This window comes from Ensifer sp. LC163, assembly GCF_001695855.1.
In the GTDB taxonomy this organism is placed as follows: Bacteria; Pseudomonadota; Alphaproteobacteria; order Rhizobiales; family Rhizobiaceae; genus Ensifer.
Genome location: NZ_MBSS01000012.1, coordinates 834,636 through 851,565, shown reverse-complemented (window position 1 = coordinate 851,565; position 16,930 = coordinate 834,636). Strand labels below are relative to the sequence as shown.

The following is a 16,930-nucleotide window of genomic DNA, read 5'->3' as shown; positions in this document are numbered from 1 at the left end:
TACTCTAATGAATGAGGCGGATGCCCTCGATATCGTGCAGGCTGCGATCTGGACCGTGATCGTGGCCTCGGGGCCCGCCGTTCTTGCCGCGATGGTCGTCGGCGTCGTCATCGCCTTCATTCAGGCGCTGACGCAGGTTCAGGAAATGACGCTGACCTTCGTTCCCAAGATCCTGGCCGTGATGATCACGGTCGCCGTTTCAGCGCCCTTCATCGGCGCGCAGATCTCGATCTTCACCGACATCGTCTTCTCCCGAATTCAGTCCGGTTTCTGAGCGCACCTTACTGCATAATTCCTTAAATCGGGTCCGATTTAAGGATGAAATTATGCGCAAGCTTAAAGCGTTACAGCGTCCTCTGCGCGTCACATTTGACGCGCGGCGCTGTAGCGCTACCACCTTCGCGCAAGCTTGAGCCTCTATCTCCAGTCCTAGATTGGGGCAGCGCGTGAGAATGCTGCCCGACCTCTCATGAAGAGACGGAAGAGACATGGCACAGCAAGCAGCGTTGATCATCCCGAAAGTAGCACCAAGGGGCCGGGACATCGGCTTTGCTCTCGGGATCGTCATGATCCTGGCAATTCTCTTCCTGCCGATCCCGCCGTTCCTGATCGATATGGGGCTGGCTTTCTCGATCGCCTTCTCGGTTCTGATCCTGATGGTGGCGCTATGGATCCAGCGGCCGCTCGAATTCTCGTCCTTTCCGACGATCCTTTTGATTTCGACCATGGTTCGCTTGGCGTTGAACATCGCAACGACGCGCGTCATCCTCTCCCACGGTCATGAAGGCCACGGAGCGGCCGGCGGCGTCATCTCCGGCTTCGCCAGCCTCGTCATGTCCGGCGATTTCGTCATCGGTCTGATCGTCTTCCTGATTCTGATCACGGTGAACTTCATCGTCATCACAAAAGGTGCGACGCGTATCGCCGAAGTCGGAGCCCGTTTCACCCTCGATGCCATTCCCGGCAAGCAGATGGCGATCGACGCCGACCTTTCGGCCGGCCTGATCGACGAGAAGGAGGCGCAGCATCGCCGTCGCGAGCTGGAGCAGGAAAGCTCGTTCTTCGGCGCAATGGACGGCGCCTCGAAGTTCGTGCGCGGCGATGCGATCGCGGGTCTGATCATTACCGCCATCAACATCTTCGGCGGCATCATCATCGGCTATCTGCGCCATGACATGCCGATCGGCGAAGCCGCCGACGTCTTCGTCAAGCTTTCCGTCGGTGACGGTCTCGTTTCGCAGATTCCGGCGCTCATCGTTTCGCTTGCCGCCGGCCTGCTCGTGTCGCGTGGCGGAACCGCCGGCTCGACCGACCAGGCCGTTGTCGGGCAGCTCGGCGGCTATCCCCGCGCGCTGATGGTCGCCTCCGGACTGATCATCCTGCTTGCGCTGGTTCCGGGCCTGCCGTTCCTGCCTTTTGCTGTTCTTGGCGGCGGCATGGCATTCCTGAGCTGGCTCGTGCCGCGGCAGATCGAGGCGGAGAATGCGGCGCGCCGGATGCAGGAGGCCGCCACGGCCCAACAGACCAAGGACGGCGAGGCGGACTCGGTCAAGTCGGTGCTGAAGACGGCCGAGATCGAATTGCTGCTCGGCAAGCAGGTGTCGACCCGCCTGCTCGGTGCCCACCAGGAACTGGCGTTCCGCGTCGGCAAGATGCGCCGCAAGTTCGCCGGCCAATACGGCCTCGTCATTCCGGAAATCAAGGTTTCCGACGACATCAGCATCCCGGACAAGGCGTATCACGTGCGCATCCACGGCACGACGATTGCGTCCAATACCGTGCGTGTCGGCGAAGTTCTGGTGGTCACCGGCGGCGGACGGCGTCCGAGCGTGCCGGGAGACGAGATCCGCGAACCCGCCTTCGGCATGCCGGCTGTGTCGATCCTCGAGACATTCACCGAAGACCTGAAGCGCGAAGGCTTCCATCCGATCGACAACGTCTCGGTCGTGCTGACGCATCTTTCGGAAGTCATCCGCAACAACCTGCCGCACCTTCTCTCCTACAAGGACGTGAAGGTGCTGATCGATCGGCTGGATCCGGAATACCGCAAGCTCGCCGACGAAATCTGCACCTCGCACATGTCCTATTCCGGGTTGCAGGCGGTCTTGAAGCTGCTGCTGGCGGAGCGGGTATCGATCCGCAACCTGCACCTGATCCTCGAAGCGGTGGCCGAACTCGCGCCGCATGTCCGCAAGACCGAACAGATCGTCGAGCACGTGCGCGTGCGCATGTCGCAGCAGCTGTGCGGCGACCTTGCCGACAACGGCATCCTGCGCGTCCTGCGCCTCGGCAACAAATGGGACATGGTGTTCCACCAGGCGCTGAAGCGTGATGCGAAGGGGGAAGTCGTCGAGTTCGACATCGACCCGCGGCATCTCGAAGAGTTCAGCGAGCAGGCGACGAAAGTTATCCGTGAACATCTCGATCGCGGCATGCCCTTCGTACTGGTAAGTTCGCCCGAATCCCGTTCTTATGTCCGCATGATCATCGAGCGTCTTTTTGCCACTTTGCCCGTGCTCTCGCATGTCGAGCTTGCCAAGGGACTTGAGATCAAGATCATCGGCTCGATTTCATGATAACCGACCCCGAGGGCACGGTGCTCGCGCTGTTTGCGGCATTCTGCCGGATCGGGGCGTGCATCATGATCATGCCGGGGTTCTCGACCGCGCGCATTCCCATGCAGATCCGGCTGTTTATCGCGGTCGCCATCTCCATGGCCATCCTGCCCGTCATGTGGACCGATATCTATCCGCAGGTGACCGGCAAGGGGCACACCTATATCTACCTGATCGCTGCCGAAACCGCCGTCGGTGCGGTCATCGGCCTGGTTGCGCGCTACTACGTGCTCGGCCTTCAATTCGCCGGCACGACGATAACGATGCTGATGGGCTTCAGCCCGCCGCCGTCGTCGGACGTGATCGAAGACACGGCGGAAAACCAGCTCACCAGCATGATCAGTTTTGCCGGGCTGATGATCCTGTTCATGCTCGACTTCCATCACGTGATGTTCGAGGCGATTGCCCAGTCCTATCGGGTCATGCCGGTCGGCAGCGTCTTCGACCCGCAGGGCGTGCTCATCACCCTGACGGATTCGCTCGAGCAGACCTTCATGATCATGCTGAGGCTCGCCAGCCCCTTCCTGATCTACGGGCTCTTGTTCAACGTCGCGATCGGCATGGTCAACAAGCTGGCGCCGCAGATCCCGATCTACTTCATCTCGCAGCCCTATCTGATCATGGGCGGCATGTTCCTGCTCTATCTCGGTATCGCCGCGATGTTGCGCCTGTTCGGCGACGGCTTTGCGCCGGTCATGCAGGGGGGATAGCCAAGTGAAGACGCGGTCGCAGAAACTCAAGCGCCTGGTCGCCGTTCAGCGTCATCTCGAGCAGATGGCGGAGGCCGACTTCGTCGAGATGGTGCGACAGCGCGACATCCTGGCCGAGACGATCGACGTGGTCGTCGACGCCATGGGCTCGGCGCATCCGATGCATCGCATGTTTTCCGGCCACTATTCCTCGCAGGTCGGGCGCCTTGTGCAGAAGGACCAGATGCTGTTCGGCATCCAGCAGACGCACGAAGCGCGCATGCTGAAGGAGCGGGCCAAAGCCGACCGGCTCGAGGAAAACATGAAGGACGCCCGGCAATCGGAAGACCGGGAAGAGGCCGACAATTCCATCTATGACCTGATCGATCAACATGTTGCCGGGCAAGCGCCAGCTTCCGGTAAGGTTGAGGGGCGATAGTGCGACATCCGGAACGCTCGCCCTTGCGGTGGGACGTTCGGTCGAGATGTTGAACGCGCGCTTGCACCGGCCCCGGTCGGGGTCGCGGCAGTGCCGTTGTCGAGAGGATTTGTCATGGCTATCTCTCCGCCCAGCGATCTGGTGATGGACGTCGTTCGCGCGGCCGATCCGGCCGAGGTGCAGGAAGCCCAGGCCCGGCTGAAGGCCAATCGCGCCGCCTTCCAGGCGACGAGCCTGGCGGAAAACGGCAACGGTTTCGCAGCCGCCGTCAACGTTCTCAACTCTTCGGAGGGATCGAGTGGCCTCGGCGACATCAACAACCGGGTCGAACAGAAGAAGGTCCCCGAGACCTACCGCAAGTTCGAAGCGATGATCTTGCAGAATTTCGTGAAATCCATGCTTCCGAACGACAGCGAGAACGTTTTCGGCAAGGGTACATCCGGCGACATCTGGAAAAGCATGATGGCCGAGCAGATCGGCGATGTCATTTCCAAGAGCGGCGGCATCGGCATCGCCGACCAGCTGGCCGCGGGCGATGCGCGCGAGCGCGTCAATGCCTCGCTCGATGGCAACAGCCGAAACCTGGCCGCAAGCCTCGTGCAGGAATACGAGCGCAAAACGCTCACCGGCTATACGACTGAAGACGATAAAAACAAACAAGCTTAATTGGGAGTTCATTTATGGAAGCTGTGGCATCCAACGACGTCCGGATCCAGAACGTGCTCGGCCGGCTGGAAATGATCATCGACAATGAGAACAGCCGCATTGGTGTCGATCCGGAATTCGATATCAAGACGTCGAACGCGCACAAGAGCCGTTGCCTCTACGAACTGACGATGCTGCACCGCGATACGCTGCCGGGCGAGTTTTCGCCGGCCTTCGCGTCGCAGACCCGTCACCTGCGCGACAAGCTCGAGATCAATTCGCAGAAGGTCGAAGCCCATCTCGACGCCGTGCGATCCGTCGTCGATCTGCTGAAGGCCGCAGCTCAGGACGCCGATGCCGACGGCATCTATTCCGAAGCGCAGTTCCGCTATAGCGATTTCTGATGCTTAAGCTCGTTCTCACCGGGGTTTGGGTCTGCGCTGTCACGCTCGGATCCGTCTATTATTCCATGCAGAGCGCCTCGGCGCCCGTCGTCTCGGATGCGGAAGCAGTGCGGCGTGCATCGGAGCAATATGTTCCGGGAGAAATGATCACGGTCCCCGTCATCAAGGACGGGGCCGTGCAAGGCTATTTCCTGACCAAGCTTTCCTTCTCCGCAACGAAGGAAGGCATCAACAATCTGCGGGCGCCGCTTCGCCAGATGGTCACCGACGAGCTTTACGACATACTGGTCGGTTCGCGGTTCATCAATGTCAGCGACACCGGCACGTTCGACCTTTCGACCTTCAAGTCCACGGTCAAGGACGGGCTCAACAAGAAGCTCGGCGGCGAAGTGATCACGGAAGTCCTCGTCGAACAGCTCGAATATCTCACCAAGGACGACGTCAAGCGCGTGGCCAATAGCCAGAACGTGCCGCGGCAGAAGCCGGTCGCCATCGTCGACAAGAACGGCAACGTTGCCAACGACAAGCTGCCGGAAGGCGGCGTCAACGCGAACAGCGCCCACTGATCGCCGATCGCTACTGCATGTTTCGTTAAATCGGAACCGATTTAACGAAACATGCAGTAGCGCGTCATATTTGACGCGCGGCGCTGTAGTCTCAGTTCTTTTCCGGGTTGCGATATTGCTCGTTGACCAAGCCGAACTCCGCCATCAGCCGGCCCACTGCCACATAGAAATGGTAGAGCCCCGCGGCGGCAAGACCGGTCCTTCTCCATAGTTTGACACCGCGCGGGATGGCGGTGCCAAGCAACGCAAGCGACTTGCAGAAGGTTCTCAACCGCCCAGCGGCGCTTGGATCCCGACGGTGTTCGAGCATCGTCGAAATCGCTCCATTTCTAAGGCTTCGCGCGCGAATCCATGATGCACTCGTGCGCCGCGCCGGCACAGTTTCTGCTACCCACGCCTCCTTGGCCCAGGCGAACGAGAATCCCTTCTCCTTGCATCGGCTGTAGAAGTCGGCGTCACCGCCGCCGATGAAGTTGAAGGCCGGGTCCAGAAACGGCCGCGGCATGGCGTCGAGAACGCGGCGCGTCACCAGCACGTTGCCCGAGGAATAGAGGATCGGTACCGGCCCGGTCGTCTCATAGTGAGGCGTAAACACCGGGTGCCGCTTCCACTTCTGCCCGGTCATATCCTCGAAAACCGGCAACTGCGGGCCACCAACCATGGCTGCCTCGGTTGCTTCCTGTGTCGCAATGAGGCAATCGAGCCATTCGGGCGCGGCGATCTCGTCGTCGTCAATGATGGCAATGGCATGCAGGTTGGGATAGTTTTCAAGCGCAGTCGCCCAGCCGGCATTGTAGGCGTAGCAGTTTCCGCGCCGGTGGGCGATGATGACGAGGGAGTCGGACGGGTGTCCGAGAAAGAAGTCCTTAGCGGCTGCCGCACCTGCCAGGCCCTCATCGTCGTTCTCGACGACGATGGTGGCAAAGGCAACGTCAGGCCGTTGGGAGACAATGGTTTTCAGCGTCTTGATGACATGTTCCGGCCGCCGAAAGGTCGGCAGCACCACGACGAGTTCTATGTCACCGGCGTCTTCCAACTCGGTCCGGAAATAGACGGAAATATCCTGGCCGGTAGACGTCATCGTGAGACCTGTGCAAGCGGATTGCTGGCAAGCACTAAAGCAAATCTTCCTAAACAGATACTGAACCGTGAAAGTGACTTTTGAAAGAGTGCTTTAAGTGGTCCTTCACCCCATGCTGCTAAAGAAGAGGGCAATGCTCCATCCGTGACGTGTGGCAATATGCATCTGGTCCTGGTCTCCTCGCTCGTACCCGTAGACAATCCCGCCTCCGGCTTCGATATCGCCAATCGTGCAGTGCTTGACGGTCTGCTCGCGCTTGGCCATCGGGTCAGTGTCGTCGGCTTTCTGCAGCCCCGACACAGGCCTGCACCCGGCTGCGAGATGCACCTGCTTGGCGAGCTTGAAGTCACCAATGCCAAAGTCGGTCGCCTGCAAAAGCTGAACTGGCTCGCGGCGGCGTTTCTCAATCGCACGTCGGTGTCGTCAGCCAAGATGCTTGGTGTGTCGGCAGGTCGGGTCCAGTCGATCCTCGACGGTCTCGCACCTTTCGACGGCGTCGTGCTCAACTCCGTGCAGCTGCCCGCGGCCTTCGCGCAGATCTTCCGTCCCTATCCCTCGATCTACGTCGCCCACAACGTCGAAGCCGATTCGGCTCTGGAGAATGCCGAGCGCGCCAAGGGCGCGATCGAACGGTTCCTGTTTCGGCGCGAGGCATCGTATCTCGAGCGCTACGAGCAGCAACTGGCGCAAAACGCCGTCGCGCTGTGGACCTTCGCCGAGGCGGATCGGCTCGGTTTCGGACGTTCCGTTTCCGATCGTGCATTCGTTCTGCCGCTGGTCACCGGTTGGGACGCGCCGGTTCTCCCGCAAACGGAGCGTCAGCACGACCTCGGCCTGATCGGCACCTGGAGCTGGCGGCCGAACCGGCTCGGGCTGGACTGGTTCCTGGATCAGGTCGTGCCCCATCTTCCCAAGGATATGTCGATCGCGATCGCCGGACAATTGGATGGAACGCCCGTGGTTTCGCATCCCGGGATTCGGTTCGTCGGTCGCGTCCCGGACGCCCGCGCGTTCGTTACAGCCAGCGCCGTCGTACCGCTCGTCAGCCGCGGCGGCACAGGCGTGCAGCTGAAAAGCATCGAGACATTCGAGCTCGGCATGCCGTCGGTTGCCGCGCACGCTTCGTTGCGAGGCATCGAAACGATCCCGGAAAATTGTGCACCAACCGATGATTCCCGGGAGTTTGCCCGCCTGCTGGTTGAAAAAGTTGGTCGCGCGCGTGCCGGCCTTTCACAGCGCCTGGACGGAGCGGTGTTCCACCAGGCTCAGAAGGCCAGGATGATGCAGGTCATGCACGATGTGCTGCCCAGGCTTGCCGCAAATGGTGCAAGCACTGAGGAGCGGTTGCAGGTGCAACCACGATTGAAGATCCATGGCGGAGGACGGTCGTGACCAGATCTGCATCTGCCGCCGCTTCGAGCAGCGCCGTATCGCAGCGCCTGATCTTGGGCATGCCGGTCGTCGATCTCGGCTGGGCGAATGCCTTTGCTTTTGCCAGCGAAGCCGTTTCTCGCGGGAGTGGCCAGGTCAGGCTTGCTTTCCTCAATGCGAACAACGCCAACCTGATGATGAAGGACGCCGAATACCGGGAGGTGCTGCGCAGGCAGATCGTATTTCCCGATGGTCACGGCGTCGATATTGCCTCCTATCTGTTCCATGGATGCATGTTTCCCGCCAATCTGAACGGCACCGATTTCGTTCCGGCCCTGCTGACCTACATCGAGCCGCCGATGCGGGTCGCGATGATCGGCGCGCGGCCGGACGTGTTGGCGCGCGCGGCCGAGAATTTTCGTAAGCATGCGCCTTGGCATGAGTTCCTGCCCGTTTCGGACGGTTTCTTCGATCGCCGCCGGTCGCGCGAGGTTCTGGCCGACGTGCGGGCTCAGAAGGCTGATATTCTTCTTGTGGCAATGGGCAGCCCGATGCAGGAGAAATGGGTCGATGCCTATGTCGGCCCGCAGGACGCTCGGCTGGTGATTACCGTCGGCGCGCTGTTCGATTTCGTCGCGCAGGAATTCCCGCGTGCGCCGAAGCTTCTGCGCAGACTGAGGCTCGAATGGTTCTACCGGCTGGCAATGGAGCCGAAACGCATGTGGCGCCGCTATGTCCTCGGCAACCCCTTGTTCCTGCTGCATGTCTTTCTCCACAAGCTGACGGGCCGCGCTCGAAAAAGCGTCGGTAGTGCAAGCCTCGGAGCGCGAAAATGCTGACCGGGACTTCCTTGCGAACCGCAATTGTCACGGCGTCCTACGCCAATGATTTCGAGCGCTGTCGGCTGATGTGCGAAAGCATGGACCGCCGCTTGCAGGGCGATTGGGTGCACTACCTGCTCGTCGCAGATTTCGATGTAGCGCTGTTCCGGCAGCTCGAAGGCGCGCGGCGGCAGGTCATCAGCGAGCGCGATCTTTTGCCCTGGTGGCTGCGCCCTGTCGCCGACCCGCTCTCGGGTGGGCGTCGCAAGATCTGGCTCAGCCCCTTTGGCCTGCCGCTTCGCGGCTGGCACGTTCAGCAGCTTCGGCGTCTGGCGCTTGCCCGCCACATCGATGAGGCAGCTATGTTCGCGGTCGATTCCGATGTGGTGTTTCTTCGCGATTTCGACCCCGCCACGCTTTGGCAGGGCGACCGGCTGACGCTTTACCGCAAGGATGCGGCGATTGACGCAAATATGCGCTCCAACCATCTCGCATGGCTTGCGCATTCCGATCGGCTTCTCGGCATCGACCCCTGCACGCTGCCCGCCAACGACTACATCAATACCTTGATCGCCTGGCGCAGTGACACATGCCGCAAGCTTGTCGACCATGTCGAAGCGCTGCACGGCCGCAACTGGGTGCGTGCAATCACCAGGACCCGCGCCTTCTCCGAATGCACGATCTATGGCCGCTTCGTCGATGAGGTGCTGGGCGGGCAGGGGCACAAGCCGTCACCCGATGCACTCTGCCACGTGCTCTGGTTCGACGACAGCTATCGGCAGGGCATTGCCGGCCTCCGGGACTTCCTTAGGGATATGGCGCCGCACCAGATCGGCATCGGCGTGCAGTCGTTCGTCGGCCACGATCTGGACGATATCCGCAAGGCGGTCGTCGAACGCGCGGCCTGAAGGTCAGATGACCCGGCTGGCCGGCTTGCTGAGCGCCGTATAGGTCAGGCCGAAGGATAGCACGTACAAAACCAGGAAGATCAGGTTGAGCAATGGCGCCCATTCTGCGACATCCGTGGTCGTCGTCAGCAGCAGCGCAAGCAACCCCACTTTCACCACGCCGGCGACCAGCAGGTTGGCCATGCGGCGGACCGTGCGTCCGGTCGCGTAGAGCAGTTCCGAATGATACTCGATCAGGTTGCGGAACGATGGCACCAGCAGGATCATCGCGACGATCGGCGCGGCGGCCGAGACATTGCGGCCAAGGCCGTTCGGGAAAACGAAGAGATAGGTGGCCATTGCCGCGATGGCGACAAACGAGGCCGCGGCCACGGCAAATTCGATCGACAGGCGAACGGGCCAGCGAGCGATCGCATCGGGGGTGCGCATGATCCGCTGGACGAGCAGCGTGTTGAACGAGCGCACTGGCAGGGCGGTCAGGTCGGCAAGCCGCATCAGGATCGCGTAAATGCCGGAAACGGCGGGCCCGCCGATCGCCAGCACCGCGATCTTGTCGAACTCCGATTGGATGTAGAAGAGGATTTCGGCGCCGGCGACCGAGACCGAATCGGCCCAGCGGCGAAAATAGAGCCGTGGCTGCCAGCGAAGACGCACCCTTGGGTAAAACATCACGAGTGCGACGATGAGACTGATGGCGTTGGCGGCGAGATAGAATTGCGACCAGGCGCCAAGCGTCTTGACCTGTAGAGCCGCAAACAGCAGCGCCGCTGCCGTGCGGATCGCCGTGGCGACGACGACGAGCAGAGCGCCGCGGCCGAAGCGTCCGAGGCCGTTGAGAACGATGACCGCCGTTTCGAGCCCGCGCCAGCAGATGATTTCAGCGGCCATGAAGGCTGCGAAGGTGCCGGCCGACATGTCGCGTGAAAAGAGCGCGAGGAAGGTGCCGGCGCAGATCAGCGCGATCAACGGCAGGGAAAGCAACGCTCCGACGAGAAACCCGGCACTGTAGGTGCCGACGAGTAGCGGCTTGACCGTCGCGACACGATAGAGCGGCGACATGAAGCCGAAGGCGAGTGCCCGCGAGATCATGATGCCGGCGGCCGACGCCGTGGCAAAGAGACCGAAATCGGAGATGGAGAGCGTGTTGGCGACAGCGATAAAATAGGCAAGCGACAACACGAGCCGCCCCGCCGAGCCTCCCGTCATCGAGAGATAGGCGTGAACAAGCGCCCTGTGGCGAAGATAAAGCGCTTTGATGCGGTCGAGCACGATCGAACTTCCAGTAGTCACTCTCGTCATAGGCGGGAAAGCTTAATAAGGCGTGAGATCGCCGTTTCTGCGGCTGGTTCTTTCTTCAAAATTAACCATTTGTTTTCCCTGTTTCCTTAGGTTGAATTCACTATTCGGAATTCGCCATCTCGGCAGCCGCGGGATAAGTCATGTTCAACGTCGACGACGAAAAACGCCCGGTTCCGCGTGCATCGTTGCTCGATATCGCAGCAGGGGGCCCGCGGGTTTCGGCGCGCGCGCAAAAGCCTGATGCCAAAGGCCGCGGATCCTCCCGCTCGTCGTTGCTCGACCGCTTTGTCGAGGCCGATCAAACAGCTGCGCAAGGGGGTCATGCCGCGCCGCGGCATGCAGCTCGTCCGACACCCCAACCCAAGACACCATCGGCATTGAGCGGTGCGGCTGCCATGCCGCAGTCGAAGCGCGGCCTCGGCGGCGCAGACGGCAAGATTGCGCGGTGGCTGGCTGACCGGGACGCAGATGACGCGTCCTATAGTTCGCGTGGCGACGCGCTGCCGCCAGGTGATAGGCCACTCGTCGACATCAAGGCCGTGCTTCGCTCCGTCTGGCAGGTTCGCTTCGTCATTGCCGTGACGACGATACTCGGCGCTGCCGCCGGCGTTGCGATTGCCCTGTCGACACCCAGCATCTACCTCTCGGAGAGCAGGCTCTATATCGACCCGCGCGAGGTGCGGCTGACGGATTCCGATCTCTCCAAGCAGTCGCTTGCGACCGAAGGCATTCTTGCGCTTGTCGACAGTCAGCTTGAGGTTCTGCGCTCCCGCACCGTGATGGAGAAGGTCGCGCGCGATCTCGATCTGCAGAGCGATGCCGAATTCTCTGGAACCGGTGCGGCGGCAGGCGAACTTTCGCCCCGCACCCTGCAGAAACTGAGCGACGCCATTCGCGTCTGGCGCGACCCCAAGACATTCATCGTCATCGTCGAAGCGCAAAGCAGGAACCCGGAGAGATCCGCGCTGATCGTAAACAGCTTGGTCGAAACCTTTCTGGGCGAGGAGACCGCGGCACAGTCCGGCTTTTTCCAGAAGACCACGGCGGCGCTCGATCAGCGCATTGCAGAGCTGAAGGCCGAACTTGATACTGCGGAAAAGGCCATCGAAGAATACAAGGCGCGCAACGATATCGTCGGCGCCGGCGGTGAGCTTATCGCCGACAAACAACTGCTCAGCCTCAGCGACCAGGTAGCTGCGGCGCGCAACCGTATTGCCGAAGCAAAGGCGAAGGCCGACGTCTCCGGCAAGGTCCGGCTCGATGACGTGCTGACCGGCGCCTTTCCCGAGGAAGTCGGCTCGATGGCGCTCGCCGAGTTGCGTAAGCAGCATGCCGCGACCAGGGCGCAACTGAGCTCCCTCGATGCAAGCCTTGGTCCCCGTCACCCGCAGCGCATCGCCGCCGTACAATCGCTCGAATCCTCTCGCGCCGAGATCGCCAACGAATTGCGGCGCATCGCGGCCACCGCGCAGACCGAACTCGACCGGGCCGAGAGTGCGGAGCAGGATCTGGTGCGGCAGTTCGCGGCGCAGAAGGCACGCCAGATCAATTCGTCCGGTGAGATGGTCGAACTGCGCGAGCTGGAGAGAAACGCCGCCGCGACCCGTGAAATCTACGAATCCTTCCTCAAGCGCGCCAGCGAAACGCGCGAGGAAGAAAAGCTGACGGCGAAGAACATCCGTGTCGTTTCGCGGGCAGAGCCTGCGCTGCAGCCCAAGGGGCCGTCGCGCAAGATCATCGTCATTGGCGCGACACTGGCGGGCTTCCTTGCCGGTTTCGGTCTCGGCATCCTGCTCGGGATCTACCGCAGTCTGAATGGGCTGTTTGTCAGCCCGAGGGGCGTGCCGCCCGAAACTGTCGACCCGGATCCACCGGAGCCAGGCACCGATCCTGATCCGATGCCCGGCACGCGCAGTGAGCAGGAACAGAAGGTGCGCGAAGCAGACCTGCCGCCACCATTCTCCCCGGCCGCCCATCATGCGCAGTCGCTGGCAGCCGCCTATCTCGCCTCGCGCGAGCTGGCGAAGCAGGCTCCTCCCGCAAGACTTTCGTCCCGGAGCATTGAACCGGAGGAAGATCTCGGCATCGCCAGGGTGCAGGACGATCTTCGCGCGCTCCGGTCTCGGGTCGAGAGCTACTCCCGGCAGAAAGTCGCGCGTCGCTGAGCCTCAGGATTTGCGGGAGCGATCGAGGCAGCCTTTCAGCGATGAGAGGAAATGTCGCGGCCCGCACAGCAAACGTGCGTCTGGCCATGCCGACCCCTTGCATTTATGCGTTTGGGACAGCATAGGGCGCTTTGAGGCAATCGCCTTTCCCGAGGCGAATTAGAGTGTGCCGCGAACAGGAAGCCAGGAGGAATGCCGTGACGACTGTGATTGATGGCAAGCAGGTCGCCGCTTCGGTCATTGAGGCCGTGAAATCCGCGACGCAAACGCTCGAAGCGGATGCAGGCGTTCGCCCGGGTCTGGCGGTGGTGATCGTTGGCAACGATCCGGCAAGCCATGCCTATGTCTCCTCGAAGAGCAAGATGGCCAAGGAATGCGGCTTCCAGTCGATCCAGCACACCCTGCCTGAGGAAACGACCCAGGAAGATCTCGCGGCACTGGTTGCGGCCCTCAACGCCGATCCAGCCATTCACGGCATTCTTGTGCAGCTCCCGCTGCCGAAGCATCTGAACTCCGAGCCGATCATCCAGTCGATCCTGCCGGAAAAGGACGTGGACGGCCTGCATGTCGTCAATGCGGGAAAGCTGGCGACCGGCGATCTCGACGGCGGTCTGGTCTCCTGCACGCCCGCCGGTGCGATGGTGTTCGTGCGTCAGACCCATGGCGAGGATCTTTCGGGCCTAAATGCGGTGGTGATCGGCCGCTCGAACCTTTTCGGCAAGCCGATGGCGACTTTGCTTGTTGCCGCCAACGCGACGGTGACGACGGCGCATTCGCGCACCAGGGATCTGCCGGCTGTCTGCCGCAATGCCGATATTCTGGTGGCGGCCGTCGGTCGTGCGGAGATGGTCAAGGCGGATTGGGTCAAGCCCGGCGCGACCGTTATCGATGTCGGCATCAACCGCGTCCCGGCGCCGGAAAAGGGCGAAGGTAAATTCAAGCTCGTCGGCGACGTCGCCTTTGGCGAAGTGGAAAAGGTTGCGGGCGTTATCACCCCGGTGCCGGGTGGCGTCGGCCCGATGACCATCGCCATGCTGATGGCAAACACCGTGATTGCAGCCTATCGCAAGGCTGGCCGCAAGCCGCCGCGCTTCTGATCGGCAAAGGGTCGCGCAAAACATGACGCGCTAAGGACGCTGTAAGGCTTTAAATCTACGGCATAATTCCTCAAATCAATTCCGATTTGAGGAATTATGCGGTGAGGCGCGTTTTCATTTCTGCGGAGCCGGACCGGTTGAGGCGCGAACGATCAATTCGGCGCGCCAGAGTTCCTGGTCGGGATAATCGCCGCTCTTCAGGATGCCGGCGATCAGCCGGGTTGCGATGCGCCCGCCGGCAGCCCTCAGTGACGACCGTGTCGTCGTCAGCGGCACGCTGAAATTTTCGGGTTTCAGCATCGGCAACACATCGTCATGCGCAATCAGCGAGATGTCGCGACCGATTGCCAGTCCCGCCTGGTTGATGGCCCTGACGGCGCCGAGCGCCAGCACCGTGCTCGAACACAGAACGGCGGTCGGTGCGTCGGGATGCTGCAGGAAGCGTTGCATGCTGCGATAGCCGTGCTCGTCGGTCATCAGCGAGTGATGGACGAGCGCCTCGTCGAGGTTGAGGCCGTGCTCCACCAGCGCCCGGGCCATGCCTTTCATCCGGCGGATGGAAAAGGTCAGGTAGTCCGGTCCGTTAATGAGCGCGATCCGCTGATGGCCGAGCTGGATCAGCAGCCGTGTCGCATCGTAGAAGGCGCCGGTGTTGTCGATGTCGAGGAATGGATAGTCCCGCGTCTCGCCGATCGAGCGTCCGTGCACGACAAAGGGGATGGAGAGCGATTTCAGCATCGCGATGCGCGGATCGTTGGCGCGCATATAGGCAAGGAACAGCGCATCGACATTGCCGCTGGCGGCCAGGCGCTGGAAGGTCGCCTCTTCGTCCTCCGGCGCACTCGGATTGAGCACGAAATGGAAATCATGCTTGACGGCTTCCTCGCCAAGGCCCGCCAGGAATTCACCGAAATGCACATCGGAATCGATGCCGGCCGCAATCGGCATCACCATACCGATCGAGTAGGCCTTGCCGGTGGCGAGCCGTTGGGCTGCCCGGTTCGGCCGATAGCCCGTCTCACGCACGGCCTGCAGCACCCGTTGGCGGGTTTCCGCATTGACTTCCGGATAGCCGTTCAACGCCCGGCTGACTGTCGTCTGCGACAGGCCGAGCAGTTCCGCGAGCTGCTTGAGATTGACCGCCATGGTCAACTTTCCTCCCAAAGCGCTTTGGATATCCGTTTGATTTTTGTGGTTTCATCCAGCGCCTTGGATTTCTGTAGCACTCGTTTTTCATCATACAAAGCGGAAATAGCCGGCTTTGCGCTGCAAAAAGTTGCCGCAGAGCAAAATGCTGTCGCATCGAGGCCGATGAATCGAAAGCTCTTGACTCGTGGAGTGTCGCAATGGTTTGTTAGCAAACTCAAAGCGCTTTGAATTTTGCGCGTTGATGATCTGCCCGGCGGGATCCGGGTTCATCTTGGGAGGAGAACAACGTGAAGAGATCATTTCTGTTGAGCGTGGCTGCGCTGGCGCTGTTTGCGGGCGCTGCCGGCGCTGCGGATCTGAAGTTCAAGCCTGGCGAAGATTCCAAATTCAACTGGGCGAGCTTCGAGGAATTCAAGAAGGGGCACGACCTCAAGGGTCAGACGCTGACGATCTTCGGCCCCTGGCGCGGCGAGGACGAGGCGCTCTTCAAGAGCGTCTATGCCTATTTCGTCGAGGCGACCGGGGTCGAGATCAAATATTCGTCCTCTGAAAACTACGAGCAGCAGATCGTCATCGACACCCAGGCCGGCAGCCCGTCCGATATTTCCATTCTGCCGCAGCCGGGTCTGATCGGCGATCTGGCGTCCAAGGGCTATCTGACGCCGCTCGGTGACGAAAGCCAGAAGTGGCTGCTCGACAATTATGCGGCTGGCCAGTCGTGGGTCGATCTTTCGACCTACAAGGGCAAGGACGGCAACGCCGCCCTTTACGCATTCCCCTACAAGATCGACGTAAAATCGCTGGTCTGGTATTCGCCGGAAAACTTCGAAGACGCGGGCTACGAAGTGCCGAAGACCATGGAAGAGCTGAAGGCGCTCACCGAGAAGATCGCCGCCGATGGTCAGAAGCCTTGGTGCATCGGTCTCGGCTCGGGTGGCGCGACCGGCTGGCCGGCCACCGACTGGGTGGAAGACATGATGCTGCGCACGCAGTCGGCCGATGTCTACGACAAGTGGGTGAAGAACGAGATCCCGTTCAGCGATCCGGCGGTCGTCGGTGCGATCGACGAGTTCGGCTGGTTTGCCAAGAACGACAAGTTCGTCGATGGCGGCGCGGCAGCGGTTGCGTCTTCCGACTTCCGCGACAGCCCGAAGGGCCTCTTCGCATCGCCGCCGAAGTGCTACCTGCATCACCAGGCTTCGTTCATTCCGTCCTTCTTCCCGGAAGGCACCGTGATCGGCGAGGATGCCGACTTCTTCTACATGCCGCCTTACGAGAGCAAGAAGGATCTCGGCAATCCTGTTCTCGGCGCCGGCACGCTGGCGATGATCACCAAGGATACGCCCGCGGCGCGCGCCTTCATCGAGTTCCTGAAGACGCCGATCGCACATGAAGTCTGGATGGCGCAGACGAGCTTCCTGACGCCTTACAAGAGCGTGAATGTCGATGCCTATGGCAATCCGCCGCTGAAGAAGCAGGGCGAGATCCTGCTCAATGCGACGACCTTCCGTTTCGATGGCTCCGACCTGATGCCCGGCAAGATCGGCGCGGGCGCCTTCTGGACCGGCATGGTCGATTTCGTCGGTGGCAAGTCCGCCTCCGACGTCGCCGACAGCGTTCAGAAGGCCTGGGACGCAATCAAGTAAAGAACGATGGACGACGGGCGGCGATTGCGTCGCCC

Annotated in this window: 16 protein-coding genes; 13 read left to right on the top strand and 3 right to left on the bottom strand. The window is 61.3% G+C overall.

Annotation, left to right across the window (positions count from 1 at the left end; translation table 11 throughout):
• The first annotated feature begins 7 nt into the window (after nt 1–7).
• The 7 genes from fliQ (at nt 8) to BC360_RS13840 (ending at nt 5,358) form a co-directional block, all read left to right on the top strand.
• The gene (fliQ, locus tag BC360_RS13870) at nt 8–274 is read left to right on the top strand and encodes a flagellar biosynthesis protein FliQ (RefSeq protein ID WP_065783014.1); all 267 of its coding nucleotides are present in this window, start codon (nt 8–10) and stop codon (nt 272–274) included.
• 214 nt (nt 275–488) lie between these two features.
• Entirely contained in the window at nt 489–2,576 is a 2,088-nt protein-coding gene (flhA, locus tag BC360_RS13865) for a flagellar biosynthesis protein FlhA (protein ID WP_065783013.1), read from the top strand.
• Nucleotides 2,573–3,325, top strand: a complete 753-nt coding sequence (gene fliR / locus BC360_RS13860; protein WP_025425947.1) for a flagellar biosynthetic protein FliR — start codon at nt 2,573–2,575, stop codon at nt 3,323–3,325. Before flhA ends, fliR begins: the two co-directional genes overlap by 4 nt.
• Before the next feature lie 4 nt (nt 3,326–3,329).
• Nucleotides 3,330–3,743: a hypothetical protein gene (locus BC360_RS13855; RefSeq protein WP_065783011.1), complete on the top strand. Its 414-nt coding sequence runs from the start codon at nt 3,330–3,332 to the stop codon at nt 3,741–3,743.
• 114 nt (nt 3,744–3,857) lie between these two features.
• Nucleotides 3,858–4,409 carry a rod-binding protein gene (locus BC360_RS13850; protein ID WP_025425949.1) on the top strand — a complete coding sequence of 184 codons (552 nt, stop codon included), beginning with the start codon at nt 3,858–3,860 and terminating at the stop codon, nt 4,407–4,409.
• Nucleotides 4,410–4,423: 14 nt separating this feature from the next.
• Nucleotides 4,424–4,792 (top strand): hypothetical protein, encoded by a 369-nt coding sequence (locus BC360_RS13845; protein ID WP_065795538.1) that lies wholly within the window; start codon nt 4,424–4,426, stop codon nt 4,790–4,792.
• A complete protein-coding gene (locus tag BC360_RS13840) occupies nt 4,792–5,358 on the top strand; it encodes a hypothetical protein (RefSeq protein WP_065783009.1) in 567 nt (188 codons plus the stop codon). Before BC360_RS13845 ends, BC360_RS13840 begins: the two co-directional genes overlap by 1 nt.
• A 91-nt stretch (nt 5,359–5,449) precedes the next feature.
• On the opposite strand, the gene BC360_RS13835 is transcribed toward BC360_RS13840, so the two are convergent.
• Nucleotides 5,450–6,439: a glycosyltransferase family 2 protein gene (locus BC360_RS13835; protein WP_065783008.1), complete on the bottom strand. Its 990-nt coding sequence runs from the start codon at nt 6,437–6,439 to the stop codon at nt 5,450–5,452.
• A gap of 159 nt (nt 6,440–6,598) precedes the next feature.
• Between BC360_RS13835 and BC360_RS13830 the strand changes: the two genes are divergently transcribed.
• The 3 genes from BC360_RS13830 to BC360_RS13820 are packed head-to-tail and all read left to right on the top strand — an operon-like array spanning nt 6,599 to nt 9,539.
• Complete coding sequence (locus BC360_RS13830) at nt 6,599–7,831, top strand: glycosyltransferase (protein WP_065795537.1); 1,233 nt, start codon at nt 6,599–6,601, stop codon at nt 7,829–7,831.
• The gene (locus BC360_RS13825; protein WP_244512722.1) at nt 7,828–8,649 is read left to right on the top strand and encodes a WecB/TagA/CpsF family glycosyltransferase; all 822 of its coding nucleotides are present in this window, start codon (nt 7,828–7,830) and stop codon (nt 8,647–8,649) included. Before BC360_RS13830 ends, BC360_RS13825 begins: the two co-directional genes overlap by 4 nt.
• A complete protein-coding gene (locus BC360_RS13820) occupies nt 8,643–9,539 on the top strand; it encodes a DUF6492 family protein (protein WP_065795536.1) in 897 nt (298 codons plus the stop codon). Before BC360_RS13825 ends, BC360_RS13820 begins: the two co-directional genes overlap by 7 nt.
• Nucleotides 9,540–9,542: 3 nt before the next feature.
• On the opposite strand, the gene BC360_RS13815 is transcribed toward BC360_RS13820, so the two are convergent.
• Complete coding sequence (locus BC360_RS13815; protein ID WP_083222541.1) at nt 9,543–10,808, bottom strand: lipopolysaccharide biosynthesis protein; 1,266 nt, start codon at nt 10,806–10,808, stop codon at nt 9,543–9,545.
• Nucleotides 10,809–10,978: 170 nt separating this feature from the next.
• Here BC360_RS13815 and BC360_RS13810 point away from each other — a divergent pair, with 170 nt between their 5' ends.
• Both BC360_RS13810 and folD read left to right on the top strand, forming a co-directional pair.
• Nucleotides 10,979–13,003, top strand: a complete 2,025-nt coding sequence (locus BC360_RS13810) for a GumC family protein (RefSeq protein ID WP_065795535.1) — start codon at nt 10,979–10,981, stop codon at nt 13,001–13,003.
• Nucleotides 13,004–13,200: 197 nt separating this feature from the next.
• Nucleotides 13,201–14,100 (top strand): bifunctional methylenetetrahydrofolate dehydrogenase/methenyltetrahydrofolate cyclohydrolase FolD, encoded by a 900-nt coding sequence (gene folD, locus BC360_RS13805; protein ID WP_065795534.1) that lies wholly within the window; start codon nt 13,201–13,203, stop codon nt 14,098–14,100.
• A gap of 114 nt (nt 14,101–14,214) precedes the next feature.
• On the opposite strand, the gene BC360_RS13800 is transcribed toward folD, so the two are convergent.
• Nucleotides 14,215–15,246, bottom strand: a complete 1,032-nt coding sequence (locus BC360_RS13800; protein ID WP_065795533.1) for a substrate-binding domain-containing protein — start codon at nt 15,244–15,246, stop codon at nt 14,215–14,217.
• Nucleotides 15,247–15,536: 290 nt separating this feature from the next.
• On the opposite strand from BC360_RS13800, the gene BC360_RS13795 reads away from it, so the two are divergent.
• Nucleotides 15,537–16,895, top strand: a complete 1,359-nt coding sequence (locus BC360_RS13795) for an ABC transporter substrate-binding protein (RefSeq protein WP_065795532.1) — start codon at nt 15,537–15,539, stop codon at nt 16,893–16,895.
• The last annotated feature ends 35 nt before the right edge of the window (nt 16,896–16,930 follow it).

Coding starts and splice junctions, on each gene's coding strand:
- fliQ (WP_065783014.1), top strand. CDS start 8: ATGAATGAGGCGGATGCCCTCGATATCGTGCAGGCTGCGATCTGGACC.
- BC360_RS13835 (WP_065783008.1), bottom strand. CDS start 6,439: ATGACGTCTACCGGCCAGGATATTTCCGTCTATTTCCGGACCGAGTTG.
- BC360_RS13840 (WP_065783009.1), top strand. CDS start 4,792: ATGCTTAAGCTCGTTCTCACCGGGGTTTGGGTCTGCGCTGTCACGCTC.
- BC360_RS13820 (WP_065795536.1), top strand. CDS start 8,643: ATGCTGACCGGGACTTCCTTGCGAACCGCAATTGTCACGGCGTCCTAC.
- BC360_RS13800 (WP_065795533.1), bottom strand. CDS start 15,246: ATGGCGGTCAATCTCAAGCAGCTCGCGGAACTGCTCGGCCTGTCGCAG.
- BC360_RS13845 (WP_065795538.1), top strand. CDS start 4,424: ATGGAAGCTGTGGCATCCAACGACGTCCGGATCCAGAACGTGCTCGGC.
- BC360_RS13830 (WP_065795537.1), top strand. CDS start 6,599: ATGCATCTGGTCCTGGTCTCCTCGCTCGTACCCGTAGACAATCCCGCC.
- fliR (WP_025425947.1), top strand. CDS start 2,573: ATGATAACCGACCCCGAGGGCACGGTGCTCGCGCTGTTTGCGGCATTC.
- BC360_RS13850 (WP_025425949.1), top strand. CDS start 3,858: ATGGCTATCTCTCCGCCCAGCGATCTGGTGATGGACGTCGTTCGCGCG.
- flhA (WP_065783013.1), top strand. CDS start 489: ATGGCACAGCAAGCAGCGTTGATCATCCCGAAAGTAGCACCAAGGGGC.
- BC360_RS13810 (WP_065795535.1), top strand. CDS start 10,979: ATGTTCAACGTCGACGACGAAAAACGCCCGGTTCCGCGTGCATCGTTG.